14 protein-coding genes and 1 pseudogene are annotated in these 16,095 nt (G+C 70.4%); 1 reads left to right on the top strand and 14 read right to left on the bottom strand.

Going from position 1 to position 16,095, the window contains the following annotated elements; all coding sequences use genetic code 11:
- The 7 genes and pseudogenes from H5J26_RS19295 to H5J26_RS19265 form a co-directional block, all read right to left on the bottom strand.
- Positions 1 to 385, bottom strand: a pseudogene (locus H5J26_RS19295) (1-hydroxy-2-methyl-2-butenyl 4-diphosphate reductase); the annotation flags it as partial.
- Positions 382 to 2,379 (bottom strand): squalene--hopene cyclase, encoded by a 1,998-nt coding sequence (shc, locus tag H5J26_RS19290; protein WP_181767149.1) that lies wholly within the window; start codon positions 2,377 to 2,379, stop codon positions 382 to 384. The gene shc and the pseudogene H5J26_RS19295, both read right to left, overlap by 4 nt.
- A 55-nt stretch (positions 2,380 to 2,434) precedes the next feature.
- Entirely contained in the window at positions 2,435 to 3,577 is a 1,143-nt protein-coding gene (locus H5J26_RS19285) for a polyprenyl synthetase family protein (protein WP_181767148.1), read from the bottom strand.
- The gene (gene hpnE, locus H5J26_RS19280) at positions 3,574 to 5,004 is read right to left on the bottom strand and encodes a hydroxysqualene dehydroxylase HpnE (RefSeq protein WP_181767151.1); all 1,431 of its coding nucleotides are present in this window, start codon (positions 5,002 to 5,004) and stop codon (positions 3,574 to 3,576) included. Before hpnE ends, H5J26_RS19285 begins: the two co-directional genes overlap by 4 nt.
- A gap of 17 nt (positions 5,005 to 5,021) precedes the next feature.
- Positions 5,022 to 5,963, bottom strand: coding sequence for a presqualene diphosphate synthase HpnD (hpnD, locus tag H5J26_RS19275; protein ID WP_181767147.1), 942 nt, complete (start codon positions 5,961 to 5,963; stop codon positions 5,022 to 5,024).
- A 7-nt stretch (positions 5,964 to 5,970) separates the two neighbouring features.
- Entirely contained in the window at positions 5,971 to 6,885 is a 915-nt protein-coding gene (gene hpnC / locus H5J26_RS19270) for a squalene synthase HpnC (RefSeq protein WP_181767146.1), read from the bottom strand.
- A 194-nt stretch (positions 6,886 to 7,079) separates the two neighbouring features.
- Positions 7,080 to 7,799: a TetR/AcrR family transcriptional regulator gene (locus H5J26_RS19265; protein ID WP_235980831.1), complete on the bottom strand. Its 720-nt coding sequence runs from the start codon at positions 7,797 to 7,799 to the stop codon at positions 7,080 to 7,082.
- 104 nt (positions 7,800 to 7,903) lie between these two features.
- On the opposite strand from H5J26_RS19265, the gene H5J26_RS19260 reads away from it, so the two are divergent.
- Positions 7,904 to 10,123 (top strand): MMPL family transporter, encoded by a 2,220-nt coding sequence (locus tag H5J26_RS19260; RefSeq protein WP_181767145.1) that lies wholly within the window; start codon positions 7,904 to 7,906, stop codon positions 10,121 to 10,123.
- Positions 10,124 to 10,222: 99 nt separating this feature from the next.
- On the opposite strand, the gene H5J26_RS19255 is transcribed toward H5J26_RS19260, so the two are convergent.
- The 7 genes from H5J26_RS19255 to H5J26_RS19225 form a co-directional block, all read right to left on the bottom strand.
- Positions 10,223 to 11,017, bottom strand: a complete 795-nt coding sequence (locus H5J26_RS19255) for an ABC transporter ATP-binding protein (RefSeq protein ID WP_235980833.1) — start codon at positions 11,015 to 11,017, stop codon at positions 10,223 to 10,225.
- Positions 11,018 to 11,039: 22 nt separating this feature from the next.
- Positions 11,040 to 11,984: an ABC transporter permease gene (locus H5J26_RS19250; RefSeq protein ID WP_181767143.1), complete on the bottom strand. Its 945-nt coding sequence runs from the start codon at positions 11,982 to 11,984 to the stop codon at positions 11,040 to 11,042.
- Positions 11,985 to 12,050: 66 nt separating this feature from the next.
- On the bottom strand, positions 12,051 to 12,959 hold the full coding sequence (locus tag H5J26_RS19245; RefSeq protein ID WP_181767142.1) for a glycosyltransferase family 2 protein: 909 nt from the start codon (positions 12,957 to 12,959) through the stop codon (positions 12,051 to 12,053).
- A 17-nt stretch (positions 12,960 to 12,976) separates the two neighbouring features.
- On the bottom strand, positions 12,977 to 13,762 hold the full coding sequence (locus H5J26_RS19240) for a CDP-alcohol phosphatidyltransferase family protein (protein WP_181767141.1): 786 nt from the start codon (positions 13,760 to 13,762) through the stop codon (positions 12,977 to 12,979).
- Positions 13,740 to 14,801, bottom strand: a complete 1,062-nt coding sequence (locus tag H5J26_RS19235) for an iron-containing alcohol dehydrogenase family protein (RefSeq protein ID WP_181767140.1) — start codon at positions 14,799 to 14,801, stop codon at positions 13,740 to 13,742. The genes H5J26_RS19240 and H5J26_RS19235 overlap by 23 nt, the downstream gene beginning before the upstream one ends.
- Positions 14,789 to 15,541: a sugar phosphate nucleotidyltransferase gene (locus H5J26_RS19230; protein ID WP_181767139.1), complete on the bottom strand. Its 753-nt coding sequence runs from the start codon at positions 15,539 to 15,541 to the stop codon at positions 14,789 to 14,791. The genes H5J26_RS19235 and H5J26_RS19230 overlap by 13 nt, the downstream gene beginning before the upstream one ends.
- Positions 15,538 to 16,095: DUF5941 domain-containing protein (locus H5J26_RS19225; protein ID WP_235980830.1), on the bottom strand; the 558-nt coding region annotated here is incomplete at its 5' end. The genes H5J26_RS19225 and H5J26_RS19230, both read right to left, overlap by 4 nt.

Genomic DNA, 16,095 nt, shown 5'->3' with positions numbered 1-16,095 from the left:
CGATGTGCGGGGAACCGGCTAGCGGCCCGACGTGCACGGTGCCGTACGGGCGCAGCGCCTCGGCCAGCACAGCGGTGCCCGTGCATTCCGTACGGCCCTCCGCGTCCCGTGTCTCGTCCGCGACCACCAGGTCCCCGGGGTGCATGCCGGGCAGCAGGCCGGCGCAGAAGCCCGTCGCGACCACGGCAGTGCCGCCCTCCTCGGGCTCGTCGCGCAACGCTCCAGACACGGCACGTTCGGCGGCCTCAGGCCCCATTCCCGTACGGAGCACGGTGACCGGGCCCGCCGCACCTTCGGGGGCCGTGCCGAAACGTCTCAGCGCGAGCCGCTCGATGCCCAGTGCGCAAGCGATCAGCAGCGGGCCATGGTCACCGGGGACCGTCATCTGCCTTCCGTCCCGGTGCCGTGCAGATAGCGGCCGAGAGCGGTGAGCGGGAAGACCATCCGGTACAGGTGGTAGTTGATCGAGAAGTCCCAGGGGAAGCCGGTGCCGGTGAAGTGCGGCTCGTCCCACGAGCCGTCCTCGAGCTGGGTGCGGGCGAGCCAGTCGACTCCCTGCTCCACGGCCGCCGATTCGCGCTCCCCCGCCGCGAGCAGTGCGAGAAGTGCCCAGGCGGTCTGGGAGGCCGTGGAGTTGCCGCGCCCGGCCCACTCCCGGCCGGGGAGGTAGGAGCGAAGGTCCTCGCCCCATCCGCCGTCCTCGTTCTGGACGCTCTCGAGCCAGCCGACGGCGCGGCGGATGGACGGGTGGCCGACGGGCAGCCCCGCGGCCGTGAGCGCGGGGACCACCGACCCCGTGCCGTAGATGTAGTTGACGCCCCATCGCCCGAACCAGGCGCCGTCGACCTCCTGTTCGGCCAGGAGCCAGGTCACGGCCTTTCGCACGCGCGGGTCGTCGCGGCGGCCCTCGGCCGCGAGCATCTCCACCATGTGCGCGGTGACGTCGGCGGAGGGAGGGTCGATGACCTCGCCGAAGTCGCAGAACGGCAGCCGGTTGGGGAGGGGGCTGTCGTTGTCGGCGTCGAAGGCTCCCCAGGCGCCGTTCCTGGACTGCATCCCCATGCTCCAGCGCACGGCCCTGCGTACCGCCGTGTCCACCCGCGCCTGGTCGTGGTGGTGCACGCGCCGCAGCGCGAGCACTACCTCCGCGGTGTCGTCGGTGTCGGGGTAGTTGTCGTTGTGGAACTCGAACGCCCAGCCGCCGGGCGGCAGTTGAGGCTTGCGTACGGACCAGTCGCCCGGACGGACGACCTGCTCCCCGAGCATCCAGTCGGCGGCTTTGACCAGAGCAGGGTGGTCGCGGGGGACGCCCGCGTCGGCCAGCGCGATGGTCGCCAGGCAGGTGTCCCAGACGGGGGACTGGCACGCCTCGACCATCCGCCGGACACCGCCCTCCGACCCCTCGCCGGGACCCTCGTACCGGACGGTGTACCGGTCCAGGGAGGCGAGTCCGGCCCGCATCACCGGGTGGTCCAGGTCGTAGCCGAGCAGGCGCAGCGCGATCAGCGAGTAGACGGCGGGCGGCTGGATTCCGCCCCAGCAGCCGTCGTTCTCCTGACGCTCGATGATCCAGCGCGCGGCACTGCGCAGCGCCGCCCTGCGCAGCGAGCGGGAGCCGACCTTGCGGTACGCGTGCATGGCGCGGTCGAGGCGCTGGAAGAGTCCGTCCCAGCTCGCCACGGGCGCCATCCGCCGCGGAGGGTTCGGGCACGCGGCGTCCTGGTGCAGCTCGCCGATGGAGAACGGCGCCGCACGGACGGGGCGCTTGGCGGAGACGACGGTCAGCGGAACGATCGTCTGGCGCGCCCAGCAGCCGAAGTCGTAGATGTTGAGCGGGAACCACTTCGGGAAGTAGATGATCTCGGGCGGCAGTTCGGGCAGGTCGTCCCAGCGCCACCAGCCGAAGAGCGCCAGCCAGATCCGGGTGAAGACCCTGCTGGAGGCGACGCCGCCCTGCTCGCGCACCCACGCGGAGGCCCGCGCCATGTGCGGCTCGTCGGGGGTGTCTCCGGCGAGCCGCAGAGCGATGTACGCCTCGACGGTGGTGGAGAGCTCCCCAGGTCCGCCGTGAAATGTGGCCCAAGTGCCGTCGGCTCGCTGCTGGGAGCGTACGAACCGGCCGGCCTCCTGGGTGGTGCGCTCGTCGCGGATGCCGAGGAACTCGCGCAGCAGCAGGTCCTCGGCATCCATGGTGACGTTGGTCTCCAGGTCGCCCTTCCACCAGCCCTCGGCGTCCTGGCGGGCGAGCAGGTTCTCCACAGCGCGACCGGCCGTACGCTCCGCGCGGGCACCGAGGCTCTCGGCGCCCGGCGACTCCCCGGCGAGTGGCGGCCTCACCGTGCCGAAGGTCTCCGCACGGCCGTCGGTCGTCGCTGTCATCTGTTCCCCTTCCGAAGGGTCCGGCGTCAGCGCCGGGTGGTTCTCGACGCGGTGGTCATCGCTGCCGTACGACGACGAAGTCCGCCAGCGCCGTGAGCTGATCGCGTACGTGACCGGGCATGTCGACGGGTTCGAGGGCGGCGAGCGCGGTGGTGTGCTGGCGCTGCGCCTCCTGGGAGGTCCACTCGCGGCCGCCCGCCTCGTCGATCAGCGCGGCCCGCGTCGCGAACTCCGCCTCGTCGAAGTCCTTGAACTCCGCCTGGCTCTTCTTCGCGTCCGCCGCCATCAGGTCCGCGAGGCGTGCCGCGGCCGGGTGCGGGGAGGAGAGCGCGGCCACCACGGGCAGGGACTTCTTGCGCTGCCGCAGGTCGCTCCACGTCTGCTTGCCGGTGGCTTGCGGGTCGCCCCAGATGCCCAGCAGGTCGTCGACGGCCTGGAACGCGAGGCCCAGGTGGTAGCCGTAGGACTCCAGGGCGTCGGCCGTACGGTCGTCGGCCCCGGCCAGGACGGCGCCGATGGAGACGGCGCAGGCCAGCAGGGCGCCGGTCTTGTTGCCCTCCATCTCCAGGCATTCCTCGACGGTGACCCGGTCGCGGTCCTCGTAGGAGATGTCCTGTGCCTGCCCGTCGATGAGCTTGCGGGTGGCGCGCGTCAGGCGGCGGGTGGCGCGGCCGGCCTCGACGGTGGCGGGTTCCAGCAGTATTTCGTTGGCGAGGGCGAAGAGCGCGTCCCCGACGAGGATCGCCTGGGCAGGCCCGTGCACCTTCCACACGGTGTCCCGGTGGCGGCGCTGCTCGTCGCCGTCCATCAAGTCGTCGTGCAGCAGCGAGAAGTTGTGCACCAGCTCCACGGCGACGGCGCCGGGGAGGCCGGTCTCGGGTGGCGCTCCGGCGGCCTCGGCCGAGAGCAGGGCGAGCGCGGGGCGCACGGCCTTGCCACCGTCGGATTCCGAGGGCCGGCCCTCGGCGTCGATCCAGCCGAAGTGGTAGGCGGCGACCGTGTCCATCGGAGGTGCGAGCCGGGCGACGGCCGCGCGAAGCATGGGGGTGGCGAGCCTTCGGCCGCGCTCCAGCAGAGCGCTGACGCTCGTGTCGTCGACGACGGTGTGCTGGTTCGCCGTGGTCACGGGGTCTCCTCTGCGTTCTGTGTCGGCCGTGCCGCCTTCGCGCGCTGTTCCAGTCGCATCGAGCCTGGTCATGCCACCGCCCTTCCTGTGGTGCCGGGCACCGTGTCGTTGTCGTACGGGCGGCCCATGGCGGTGAGGGCTTCCCGAGCGGCAGTAGTACCGCTCCGCACGGCGCTTTCCATGGTCGCTGGCCAGCCAGTATCGGTCCAAGCTCCGGCCAGGCAGACACCGGGCGCCTCTGTACGGGCCGCGGGTCGCAGCCGTCCGACGCCGGGACGGGGGTCGAAGGTGGCGGTTCGCTCCCGGGTGACGAAGAAGTCCCGCACGACCGCACCTCGTGCCGCGGGCAGCAATCGTGCGAGCTCAGGCAGGCAGCGCTCGCGCAGGACCCCGACAGGAAGGTCGATCTCGTCGTGCGCCGCGGACTGCGAGACCGCGAGGTACTGGCCGCTCTCAAGGCCGGACGGACCGGTTCTGTCGAAGATCCATTGCAAGGGTGATCCGAGTGTCGCGAAGAACGGGCACCGCAGCACACGGCGGTCGTAGATCACATGCAGGTTGAGGATGGGGGCGGTGCCGATGTCGAGGAGACGACGGCTGCCGGGCAGTGCCCCCTCGGGCAGCAGGCCGTGCGCTTCCCGCTGCGGCACGGCCAGCACGACGGCGTCGGCCTCGTACTCCACCGGGGGCTCCTGGCTCTTCCCGGCACGGACACCCCAGCGCCCGCCCTGTCCTGCGGTGATCGCGTCGGCCTTGGTCTGCGTCAGGACGCGCACACCCGCGGCCTCGAGCGAGGCGCGGGCGAGAGTGTCGTGCAGGTGTCCCAGCGGGACGCGCGAGACGCCGAGGTCGGCGGCACCCGGCTCGGAGAGGAGTCCGGTCTTGAAGACCATGGCCGCCAGGCCCAACGAGGCATGCGGGGCACGGGCGTTGAGCGTCGCGGTCCCCACCAGGTCCCAGAGCGCCTCGATCGCGCGGTCGCTCTGGCCGTGCCGGTGCAGCCAGGTGGCGAAGTCGACGCCGTCCAGGGCGGGATCGGCCGGGTCCAGCTTCTTGAGTGCGAGAGCCGCCCGGCCTGCCGCGACGCGTTCGAGCGGTGAGAGATGGGGGTAGCGGGCGAGGCTGGCGGCCAGGTGCAGCGGTACGGGCAGGGCACTGCGGCGAAGCCTGCCCAACCGTGGCCGCTCCGGGGCCGCATCGAGGACCGGTACGTCCAACCGCCGCTGCACGGGCGCGAGTTCGGTGCCGCCGATGCGCTCGAGGAACCAGGTGTACGCGGTGCAGCAACGCAGGTGCACGTGCTGCCCGTTGTCGACGCTGATCGGGCCGGCGGGAGAGTCGCGGCGAAAGGAGAACGCGAGACCGCCCAGGCGCGGACGGGACTCCACGAGGGTGGTCTCCACTCCGGCGTCGGCGAGCTTCAGCGCCGCTGTCGTACCGGCGATGCCACCGCCGATCACGACGGCACGCCTGCGGGCGGCACCGGGCCGGACGGCCATGCGCGGGTCAGGTCCGGTCATGTGCGTGCGCTCCGCCGGGCGGCCTGCCGCGCCTCCACGCCGGAGAGCCCCCGCACGGCCACGTACGCCTTCTGCCTGTTGGGCAGCGAGACGCGCGAGCGGAGGACGGCGTACGGATCGGCAGCGATGCGGTCCAGGAGCCGCTGGTAGATCCCCGCCATGGCGGCCACGCATGCGCCTGATCTGCGGTCGAGCAGGGGCAGCAGCCGGTATCCGTCGGTGAACAGGGCGCGGGCGCGCTCGACTTCGTGATGGACCAGCCCGCGGAAGTCGCCGTCGGAGGGCAGATCGTCACTCGGGAAGTCTGCGGAGCAGCCGAATTTCTCAAGGTCCTCCGCGGGCAGGTACGAGCGTCCGTGATCCGCGTCTTCCCGCAGGTCACGGAGAATATTGGTGAGTTGCAGAGCGAGCCCCAGGGTGTCGGCGTACTCGGAGGCGCGCGCCGTGTCGCGCACCCCCGGCAGCGTCCCGAACACGCCCAGGGACAGACGTCCGATGGCACCGGCCACGCACCGGCAGTAGACCTCCAGCTCTTCCCAGCTGTCGTAGGTCGTGCCGCGTACGTCCAGGAGCACTCCGTCGATCAGCTCGTCGAGACCGCCGAGCGGCAGCGGGTAGCGGCGCGCGGCGTCGCTCAGTGCGACGGCGACCGGGTCGGTGTCGTCCTCAGCGACCGTGCCCGCGCGGATGCGCCCGAGCAGCGCCCGGGTCTCCTCCAGCCTGGATTCCTTGACGGGCCCGTCGAGCGGCCCGTCGCCGATGTCGTCGACGCGCCTTGAGAAGGCGTAGAGCGCGGACATCGCCCGTCGCTTCGCGGTCGGCAGCAGCCGGATTCCGTAAGCGAAGTTGCGGGCCTGCTGCCCCGTGACGGACTCGCAATAGCTGTACGCGGCGGCCACCGCCGGCGGCACGTGCAGTACGGGCCGGGCTCTGTCCACGGTCCGCTCACCCCTCTCGTCGCAGGGTTGCGGCCACCTCGCGCAACAGACCGCGCGTGGTGGCTCGGGGAGGTCCTGGCAGTACGTCGTATCCGGCACGTCTGATGGCCCGCAGCACGGCGCGGCCACCGCCGGTGAACCCGGCGAGAAGCAGTTTCAGCCGCCCGTTGACGCTGGCCACGAGCGGGTCGCCCGCCGACAGCAGCAGCCGGGCCCGCTCCGCCTCGACGGCGAGCAGGGCACGGACCGAGGCGTTGGCGCTCGGGGCGGCGAGGTCGGCCTCGGTGACATGGAAACGGGCCATGTCCTGGGCCGGGAGATAGATGCGGTCACGGCTCAGGTCCTCGGCGACGTCCTGCAGGTGCTCGACGATCTGGAGCCCGGTGCACACGTCGTCGGCGTAACGGCGCCGCTCCGGGGTCGAGGTGCCGGTGATGGCGAGGACGAGGTGGCCGACGGGGTTGGCGGACAGCTCGCAGTACTGGAGCAGTTGGGCGTGATCGGCGTAGCGGCGGACCTTCTGGTCCTGACGGTTGGCCTCGATGAGGGCCAGAAACGGTTCCGGCGTCAGGCCTCGGCGGCTGATGGTGGGTGCGAGGGCCTGGAGGAGCGGATGGCCGGGCGGTGTGGTTCCGCGGTCGAACAGACGGCGCAGGTCGGCTTCGAACGCGTCGAGCATCGCGAGGCGGTCCGCACCCTGGTCGATCCCCCAGTCGGGTCCCAGACCCAGGTATTTCGCGTCGCGGCCGCCGGGGGCGAGATCGCCGTCCCCGATGTCGTCGACGAGGCGGGCGTAGCCGTACACGGCCATCAGGTCGTCGCGCCATTCCCGCGGCAGGAATCCAGGCGCCACCGGGAAGTTCTCCCGCGTGGCCTTGGCGAGGACGGCACGCGCATGCGCGTCCGCCTCCGCCCTCACCACGTGCTGCCAGAAGCCATTGCCGTCACATCTCCGTTTCTACACCTCTCGGCAAAAACATCCTATTTCGGACACGCCGCAGGAGCACGGGGACGACTGAGGGCACGGCAAAGCGCGACGGAAGGCGATCGGGAGAGCTTTCCCGGTGTGATTACGGCTTCGATGCTTGGCGACTGCGAACCTGCGGAGCCGTCGGCTCAGGGTGTGGTGAATCCCGCGATGAGGGTGTCGAAGGCTCGCTCGGCCACGGCGTCGATCTCCTCGGACGTCAGCTGCGAGAGCGGGCCGTCGAGGAACATCGTGGCCAGCCCGTGCACGGTGGCCCAGGCGGTCAGCTCCGCGCCTGCACGGCGGCGCTCGGTCATCCGGCCGTGCTCGACGAGGGCGTCCAGGGCCTGGACCAGGATGCCGAAGGAGCGGAAGCCCCAGCTGTCCTCCTCGCCCGGGTCGATCACTCCGTCCAGCTTCTCCATGCTGAACTCGTCGCGGCAGAAGGCGACTCGATAGAGGCCGGGCTCCGCGCGGGCGAACGCGAGATAGCCGCGTCCGAGTGCGCGCACCCGCTCCTCGGCACCGTCCGGCCCGGGCTCGCGAGCCGACAGGGAGGCGCCGGCGGCCTCCATCGACTCCGTGAGCCGCTGCTGCCCCAGCTCCTTGACGGCGTGGAGAAGCTCGGCCTGACCGGCGAAGTGCCGGTAGGCGGCGGTCGGTGAGACGCCGACACGGCGTGCGGCGGCACGCAGCACGACCGCCTCCGGGCCGCCGTCGCGGGCCAGGTCCGTCGCCGCGACGATGAGCGCATTGCGCAGGTCACCGTGGTGGTACGTGCGCTTGCCGCCGCGCTTGCCCTTGTCCGGGCCCGACCCGTCCGTCATCGCTTCCGCCCTCGCACGAGCCGTCGCCTCCATGTCCGCCATACTTCCATCCTGCCCGATGTTGACACTATTAACATTCCCTGGAACAGTTCATGTTGACGCCGTAAACATCGTTGCGTACACCACCGTTCCATGGGGGGATCACCGTGCTGCGAAGAATCGCAGATCTGACATTGCGCAGGCCCAGAGCCCTGCTCGTTCTCAGTCTCATCGCCGTTGTGGCCATGGGCGCCATCGGTTTCGGCGCATTCGGCAAACTCCAGGCCGGAGGCTTCGAGGACCCGGACGCGCCCTCCAGCCGCGCGCAGACGCTGATCGAGGAGAAGTTCGGCGGCGAGGACAACCTCGTACTGCTGGTGCGGGCCGACAGCGGAAGCCTCGACTCGACGGCCGTACGCGAGGCAGGCAAGAAGCTGACGGAGGGTCTGAAGGACGAGCCCCGGATCTCCCACGTCTCCTCCTACTGGGGGCCCGGCGGCTCCGCGCTCACCTCCAAGGACGGGGACCAGGCGCTCGTCCTCGCCCATGTGCGGGGTGACAGCACCGAGGTGGCCGACAACACCAAGGAGATCACCGACGAGTGGAGCGGCTCCGAAGGCCCGATCGAGGTACGCGCGGGCGGTGGCGCGGCGCTCAACAACGACATCTCCAGCCAGGTCTCCGCGGACCTCGCCGTGGCGGAGGCCATCGCCGTCCCGCTCACGCTCATCCTTCTCGTCATCGCGTTCGGCAGCTTCGTGGCCGCGCTGCTGCCGCTGGCCATCGGACTGATCGCGGTGCTCGGCACGTTCGCCGAGCTGTTCGTGCTGGGCAGCATCACCGACGTCTCGATCTTCTCCGTCAACCTCACGACGGCCCTCGGGCTCGGCCTCGGAATCGACTACGGGCTGCTGATCGTCAGCCGCTTCCGTGAGCGGCTGGCCGACGGGGACGAGGTCGGCGACGCGCTCCGTACGACCGTGACGACGGCCGGCCGCACCATCGCCTTCTCCGCGGCGACGGTCGTCGCCGCCCTGGCTGCGCTGCTGCTCTTCCCGCCCTTCTTCCTGCGCTCGTTCGCCTACGCCGGCATCGGTGTCGTCGCCATCGCGGCGGTCGCCGCACTCGTCGTCGTCCCCGCGCTCCTGGCGGTGCTCGGGCACCGCGTCAACAAGGGGCGGCTGCCGTGGGCAGACGCCGTGCGACGGCCGGACGCGCCTCTGTGGGGCAACCTCGCCCGTACGGTGATGCGGCGTCCACTGCTCACGGCACTCCCCGTGCTCGCGGTGCTGCTGCTGGCTGCGAGCCCGCTGCTGGGCGCCACCTTCGGAATGCCGGACGAGCGGGTCCTGCCCGAGAAGGCGCAGAGCCGTCAGGTCAGCACCGCGCTGGAGCAGGACTTCCCGGGCAACTCCTCGGACGACGCCCAGGTCGTGACGACCGCCGGGGTGACGAAGGCGGAGCTCGACTCGTACGCGGGCAGCCTCTCGAAGCTCGACGGAGTGGTGCGCGTGCAGGCCGCGAGCGGCACGTACGTCGACGGCCAGGCGTCACCGCCCGGACGGGCCCAAGCCGCGCTCGGACGCCCGGACGCGCAGCTGCTCAACGTCACCCCCGAAGCCGGTGCCGGACAGGACGTCGTGCGCAGCGTGCGTGACGTGGCCGTGCCCGGCAGTGCCGAGGCACTGGTCGGCGGACGCGACGCCCAGCTCATCGACACCAAGGCCTCGATCGGTGACCGGCTGCCCGCCGCCATCGGCATGGTCGTCGGCACGACCTTCGTGCTGCTCTTCCTCTTCACGGGCAGCGTCGTCCAGCCGCTGCGTGCACTGCTGCTCAACACGGTGAGCCTGACCGCCGCGATCGGCGCGATGGTCTGGATCTTCCAGGACGGCCACCTCTCCTCGGTCCTGGGATTCACGGAGATGCCGATGGACACCTCGATGACGGTGCTGATGTTCTGCATCGTCTTCGGACTCTCCATGGACTACGAGGTCTTCGTCACCAGCCGCATCAAGGAGCTGCATGACGCCGGCGCCGACAACACCACCGCCGTCACCCGCGGGTTGTCCCGTACGGGCCGCATCGTGACCATGGCTGCGGGCCTGCTGGCGGTGAGCTTCTTCGCCTTCGGCACCAGCGAGATCAGCTTCCTCCAGATGTTCGGCCTGGGCAGCGGACTGGCGATCCTGATCGACGCCGTCGCCGTGCGCGGAGTGCTCGTCCCGGCCGCGATGCGGCTGCTGGGGCGCGGCGCCTGGTACGCGCCGAGCGCACTGCGGAAGCTGCACGGCAAGGTGGGCCTGGAGGAGTCCGCGCCCTCCGGCTCGGAGCCCGAACTGCCCGAGCCCGAGCGGGAGTCGGAGCGTACGCCCGCGGGGGTCTGACGCCCGGTCCGGGAACGGAGAACGGTCAGCGGCTGATTCGGAACGGGGTCCGGATCAGCCGCTGACCGTCTTCGTGCTCTGCGCCTCGAGGGCCGGGGCCTACTTGCCCGTGAACTTCTCGTACTCCTTGAGCACTTCGTCCGTCGGGCCGTCGTGCAGGATCTCGCCCTTCTCCAGCCAGATCGTCCGCTCGCAGGTGTCGCGGATGGACTTGTTGTTGTGGCTGACGAGGAAGACGGTGCCCGCCTCCTCGCGCAGCTCACGGACGCGCTGCTCGGAGCGCCGCTGGAACTTCTTGTCGCCCGTGGCCAGCGCCTCGTCGATCATCAGCACGTCGTGGTTCTTGGCGGCGGCGATCGAGAAGCGCAGCCGGGCCGCCATGCCGGAGGAGTAGGTGCGCATCGGCAGGGTGATGAAGTCGCCCTTCTCGTTGATGCCGGAGAAGTCGACGATGCCCTGGTAACGCTCCGCCACCTCCTCGCGGGACATCCCCATCGCGAGGCCGCCCAGGACGACGTTGCGTTCGCCCGTGAGGTCGTTCATCATCGCGGCGTTCACACCCAGCAGTGAGGGCTGGCCGTTGGTGTAGACGCGGCCGCTCTCGGCGGGGAGCAGGCCCGCGATGGCACGCAGCAGCGTGGACTTGCCCGAGCCGTTGGAGCCGATCAGGCCTATGGCCTGGCCGCGGTAGGCGGTGAAGTTGACGCCCTTGACCGCGTGCACCTCGCGCACGCCACCGCCCGGCTTACGGCGGACGATGCGGTTCAGGGCGGCCGTAGCGCTGCCCTTGCCCTTCGAGCCGCCGTAGACGCGGTAGACGATGTGCAGGTCCTCGGCGACGACGGTGGGGATCCACGGTTCCTCCGCGGCGGGGGCACCCGCCTGGTGGACCATCTCTGTCTTCTCCTGCGTGTCCTCAGCCACGGCCATAACGCTCCTCCGACTTCCAGAAGAAAACAAATCCGCCGATGCCGATGAGCAGCCCCCAGCCCAGTGCGAGCGCCCAGGCGTGCGGCGGAATGTCCGCGACTGTGTACGCGTCGATGAACGAGTAACGCATCAGGTCCATGAACACCGCTGCCGGGTTCGCCTGGAGAAGCTCCACCGCCCACCCGGGCGCGCTGGTGTTGCCCCGGAGCATCGGCTCCAGCGGGAACATCACGCCCGACGCGTACATCCACGTACGCAGCACGAACGGCATCAGCTGAGCCAGGTCCGGGGTCTTGCTGCCCAGCCGCGCCATGATCAGCGCGAGGCCGGTGTTGAAGAGGAACTGGCAGGCGAGCACGGGGAAGATCAGCAGCCAGGACCAGGACGGGTACTGCCTGAAGCCGAGGAGGATCGCCACCAGAACGATCATCGAGAACAGCAGCTGCTGGAGCTGCTGGAGCGAGACCGAGATGGGCAGCGAGGCGCGCGGGAAGTGCAGCGCCCGCACGAGCCCCAGGTTGGAGGAGATCGCCCGCACCCCGTTCAGTGCGGACGTCTGGGTGAAGGTGAAGACGAAGACACCCGTGACCAGGAAGGGGATGTAGTTCTTGTCACCGCCCGGGACGCCTTTGCGGCCGTCGAGGAGGATCCCGAAGATGAAGTAGTAGACGGCGGCGTTCAGCAGCGGCGTCGCCACCTGCCACAGCTGGCCGAGTTTCGCCTGGCTGTACTGGGCCGTCAGCTTGGCCCGGGAGAAGGCGAGGACGAAATGCCGCCGTCCCCACAACTGCCTCACGTACTCCGTCAGCGAGGGCCGCGCCCCGCTCACGGTGAGCCCGTACTTGGCCGCGAGGTCGGCCTGGGACAGACGGTCGTCCGGTGTGGGCGGAGGCTTCACGCCCACCGCGCCGCCGTGCGTTGTCTCGGTCACGTTGGAAACTTTCGTCCTCACACGCGCAGGTGAATGCGGATGGTGATGCTGTCAGAGACGAGCTTGTCAGATCACGGGCGGGCGACCTAGTCGCGTCAGCCGCCATACCGTACGCCACCGCATGGGCCTGCGGGCGCCGCACGAAGTCGTCCAGCCCTCCTTGAATCCGCCGAGCCAGGCGCGCAGCGCCGGCCGGGAGGGACGGCGGGCCAGGGTGAGCAGCAGCCAGACGCCGAGGTAGACCGGGACCAGCAGGGCCGGAAGGTTGCGACGGGCCAGCCAGACGCGGTTCCGGGCGACCATGCGGTGGTAGACCGCGTGCCTGCTGGGGGCCGTCGTGGGGTGGTGCAGCACCATGTCCGCGCGGTAGTCGATGGACCATCCCGCGTCCAGGGCACGCCAGGCGAGATCCGTCTCCTCGTGGGCGTAGAAGAACTCGTCCGGCAGCCCGCCGACCTCGGCGATGACCTTCGTACGCACGGCGTTCGCGCCGCCGAGGAAGGTGGTGACCCGGGAGGAGCGCAGCGGGTCGGCGGCGCGCAGCCTGGGCACGTGACGGCGCTGGGTCTCGCCCGTCTCGGGGTCGGCGATGCGGAAGCTGATGATGCCCAGACGGGGATCCGCGGCGAAGGCCTCGCGCACCAGCTCGGCGGTGTCGCCGCCCGGCAGGAGGCCGTCGTCGTCGAGGAAGAGCAGCGCGTCGACTTCGGCGCCCGACGGGCCGAACGCCTCGATGCCGACGTTGCGGCCTCCCGGGATCCCGAGATTTTCCGGAAGCTCGACCGTCCGTACACCTTCCGGCAACTCGGGCAGCGGCGCGCCGTTACCGACGACGACCACCTCGACCCGGTCGCCGTCCTGCTTGGCGACCGAGTCGAGCAGGGCACGCAGTTCCTCGGGACGGTTGCCCATCGTGAGGATGACGGCGCCGAGCTTCCCGGCCGGGGCGGATCGCTCCGCGGGTGGCTGAGCCATGGCGGTCGTCTCCCCCTTCACTTCAGCCTGCTGGAGGCGAGGATGGACACCAGGTGCAGCAGCGTCTGGACGACGGCGATGCCCGCGAGCACGGCGACGCCGAGCCTGGTGAAGAAGAGATCCCCTCTGATCATGTCCAGCACGGCGACCAGGAGGATCAGCAGCGACGCCTCGACGCCGCCGACGAGCCGGTGGAACTTCAGCGCGGCGGCCGCCTTGCGGGCCAGGGCCAGCCCGGAGGAACGCGGCACGGCGGCCTCGTCCTTCACGGCGCTGAGGCCGCTGCGGGCGCGGGCCACGTCGACGAGATCCGTCTCTGCCTTGATGAGGATGGCGCCGAGGGCGGCGACCGTGCCGAGGAAGGCCCACATCCAGTTCGTGGAGGCGCCCTCGGCGTGGAAGACGTCGGCGGCACGGACGCCGAAGCCGACGAGCAGCGCCGCCTCCGACAGGTAGTGGCCGACACGGTCGAGGTAGACACCCGTGATGGAGGTCTGGCCGCGCCAGCGGGCCACTTCACCGTCCACGCAGTCCAGCAGCAGGTACAGCTGTATGAGAAGGGCGCCGATGAGCGCCCCGGCGAGGCCCGGCACGAGAAGTGCCGCGCCCGCCAGGACGCCTGCGACGACCATCAGATGGGTCAGCTGATTCGGCGAGATCCGGGTGTTGACCAGGTACGGGTCGCAGCGCAGCGAGATCTCGCGCATGTAGAGCCGTCCGGCCCAGTGCTCACCGCTGCGCCGGTCCTTCACGCCCTCGGGATGAACGACCGGGCGGAGTTCAGCTACTGATGGCTTCTGCATAGTCGCGGTATGCGTCCCTGATCTGGTCGGCGGACAGGTCGAGGTGCTCGAGGATGGTGTAGCGGCCGGGGCGGGTCTCGGGTGCGTACTCGACCACCTTCACGAACTCGTCCTCCTCGAAGCCGATGTCCGCGGGCAGTACGGGCAGGCCGTGGCGCCTCAGCACCGAGACCATCAGCATCGACATCTCACGGTCCCCGCGCAGGAACGTGGCGAAGGCGGCACCCAGGCCGCACTGCTCGCCGTGGCTGGCGGCCCGCTTCGGGTAGAGCAGGTCGAAGGCGTGGTTGATCTCGTGGCATGCGCCGGAGGCCGGGCGGCTGTCGCCGGCGACCGACATGGAGATGCCGGTGAGCACCAGCCCTTCGGCCAGCACCTGGAGGAAGGCGTCGTCGCCGACGGTGCCGGGGTGCCGGAGCACCGCCTCTCCCGCCTGGCGTGCCATGGCGGCGGCAAGGCCGTCGATGCTCTCGCCGCGCACCGTGTGGGCGAGCTCCCAGTCCCGAACGGCGGAGATGTTGGAGATCGCGTCGCCGATTCCGGAACGTACGAACCGGGCGGGCGCCTCCCTGATGACGTCGAGGTCGATCACGACGGCGATGGGGTTGGGCACCCCGTACGAGCCGCGGCCGGCGTCGTTGTCCAGCGTGGCCACCGGTGAACACAGGCCGTCGTGCGAGAGGTTGGTGGCCACGGCCACCAACGGCAGGCCGATGCGCGCGGCCGCGAACTTCGCACAGTCGATGATCTTGCCGCCGCCGAGGCCCACGACCGCGTCGTAGCGCCCGGACTTCATGGCGTCGGCGAGCTTGATGGCGTCATCGATGGTGCCCCCGCCGACCTCGTACCAGTCGGCACTGGGGAGGGCGGGGGCGAAACGCTCACGCAGAGCCGCGCCGGAGCCACCGCTGATGGCGAAGGCGAGCTTGCCGTTGGAGGAGATCCGCTGATCGGCCAGCAGGCCCGCCAGGTCGTCCAGGGCGCCGCGGCTGATGTCGACGACGACGGGCGACGGAATGAGGCGGGTCAGTACTGGCATGCGATCTCCCGGCCCTTGGCGAGGTCGTCGTGGTTGTCGATCTCGACCCACTTCACGTCGCCGATGGGCTCGACGTCGACCTTGAAGCCGCGGTTGACCAGCTCCTGGTAGCCGTCCTCGTAGTAGAGCTGCGGGTCGCGCTCGAAGGTGGTCTTCAGGGCGTCGGCCAGCTCCTCGGCCGCCTCCGGCTCGATGAGGGTCAGGCCGATGTACTCGCCGCTCGCGGTGGCGGGGTCCATCAGCTTGGTGATCTGCTGGACGCCCTTCTCCGGGTCGGTGACGACCTTCATCTCCTCCTCGTCCAGGTGCTTGACCGTGTCGAGGGCGAGGATGATCTTCTTGCCGTCGCCCCGGGCGTTGAGGAGCGTCTTCTCGACGGAGACCGGGTGCACGGTGTCGCCGTTGGCGAGGAGCGCGCCCTGCTTGATGACGTCGCGGGCGCACCACAGGGAGTAGGCGTTGTTCCACTCCTCGGCCTTGTCGTTGTCGACGAGGGTGAGCTTGACGCCGTACTTCTGCTCCAGCGCCTCCTTGCGCTCGTACACGGCCTCCTTGCGGTAGCCGACGACGACGGCGACGTCGGTCAGGCCGACGGCGGCGAAGTTCTCCAGGGCGATGTCGAGGACGGTCTTGGACTCCTCGTCGCCTTCGGGGCCGACCGGCACAAGGGCCTTGGGAAGGGTGTCGGTGTAGGGACGCAGACGCCGTCCGGCGCCGGCGGCCAGCACGAGGCCGATCATGCGGGTTCTCCTGTTTCGTCGTGTACGGCGGGTGCTTTGGAGGACACCCAGAAGCGGATGCTCTCGACGAGCACCACGGCCGCGATGGCCACAGCGAGCGTGGTCAGCGCGATGGTGAAACCTTGACCCGGTCCGGGCACGGACGGGCTGCGGCCTTCGCCGCCCAGCCACAGGGCTGCGGCGAGGGTGACGACCAGGGCCCGTCCTTCATGGCCTCCGATCGCACGCACAAGCCGATGCGGAGGCGCGCCGGTGCCGCCGCGGATGCGGTACACCGTGTCGTAGTGATGGTAGGCGACCGCCGCCACCAGCCCGAAAGCGGCGGGCAGTGCGCCGTTCACTCCGGATCGGCCGGCGAGTACGGCCAGGATGAGGACGAGCACGTATTCGGCGGTACGGAAGAGCGGCGGGACCAGCCAGTCGAGTGCGCCCGTCAAAGGGCCCGAGACGGCGAGCCCGGAGGTCAGGACGTAGAAGACGGCGGCCAGGCACAGCCAGACGCTGCCGGCCGGTGTCCACAGCGCGGTGGCGAGCAGCGCGACCGTGCCGATCAG

It is taken from the genome of Streptomyces albidus (ex Kaewkla and Franco 2022) (assembly GCF_013870515.1).
Lineage (GTDB): Bacteria > Actinomycetota > Actinomycetes > Streptomycetales > Streptomycetaceae > Streptomyces > Streptomyces albidus.
Note: the sequence above shows the minus strand (reverse complement) of the source record. Positions and strands in the feature narration are given on the sequence as shown.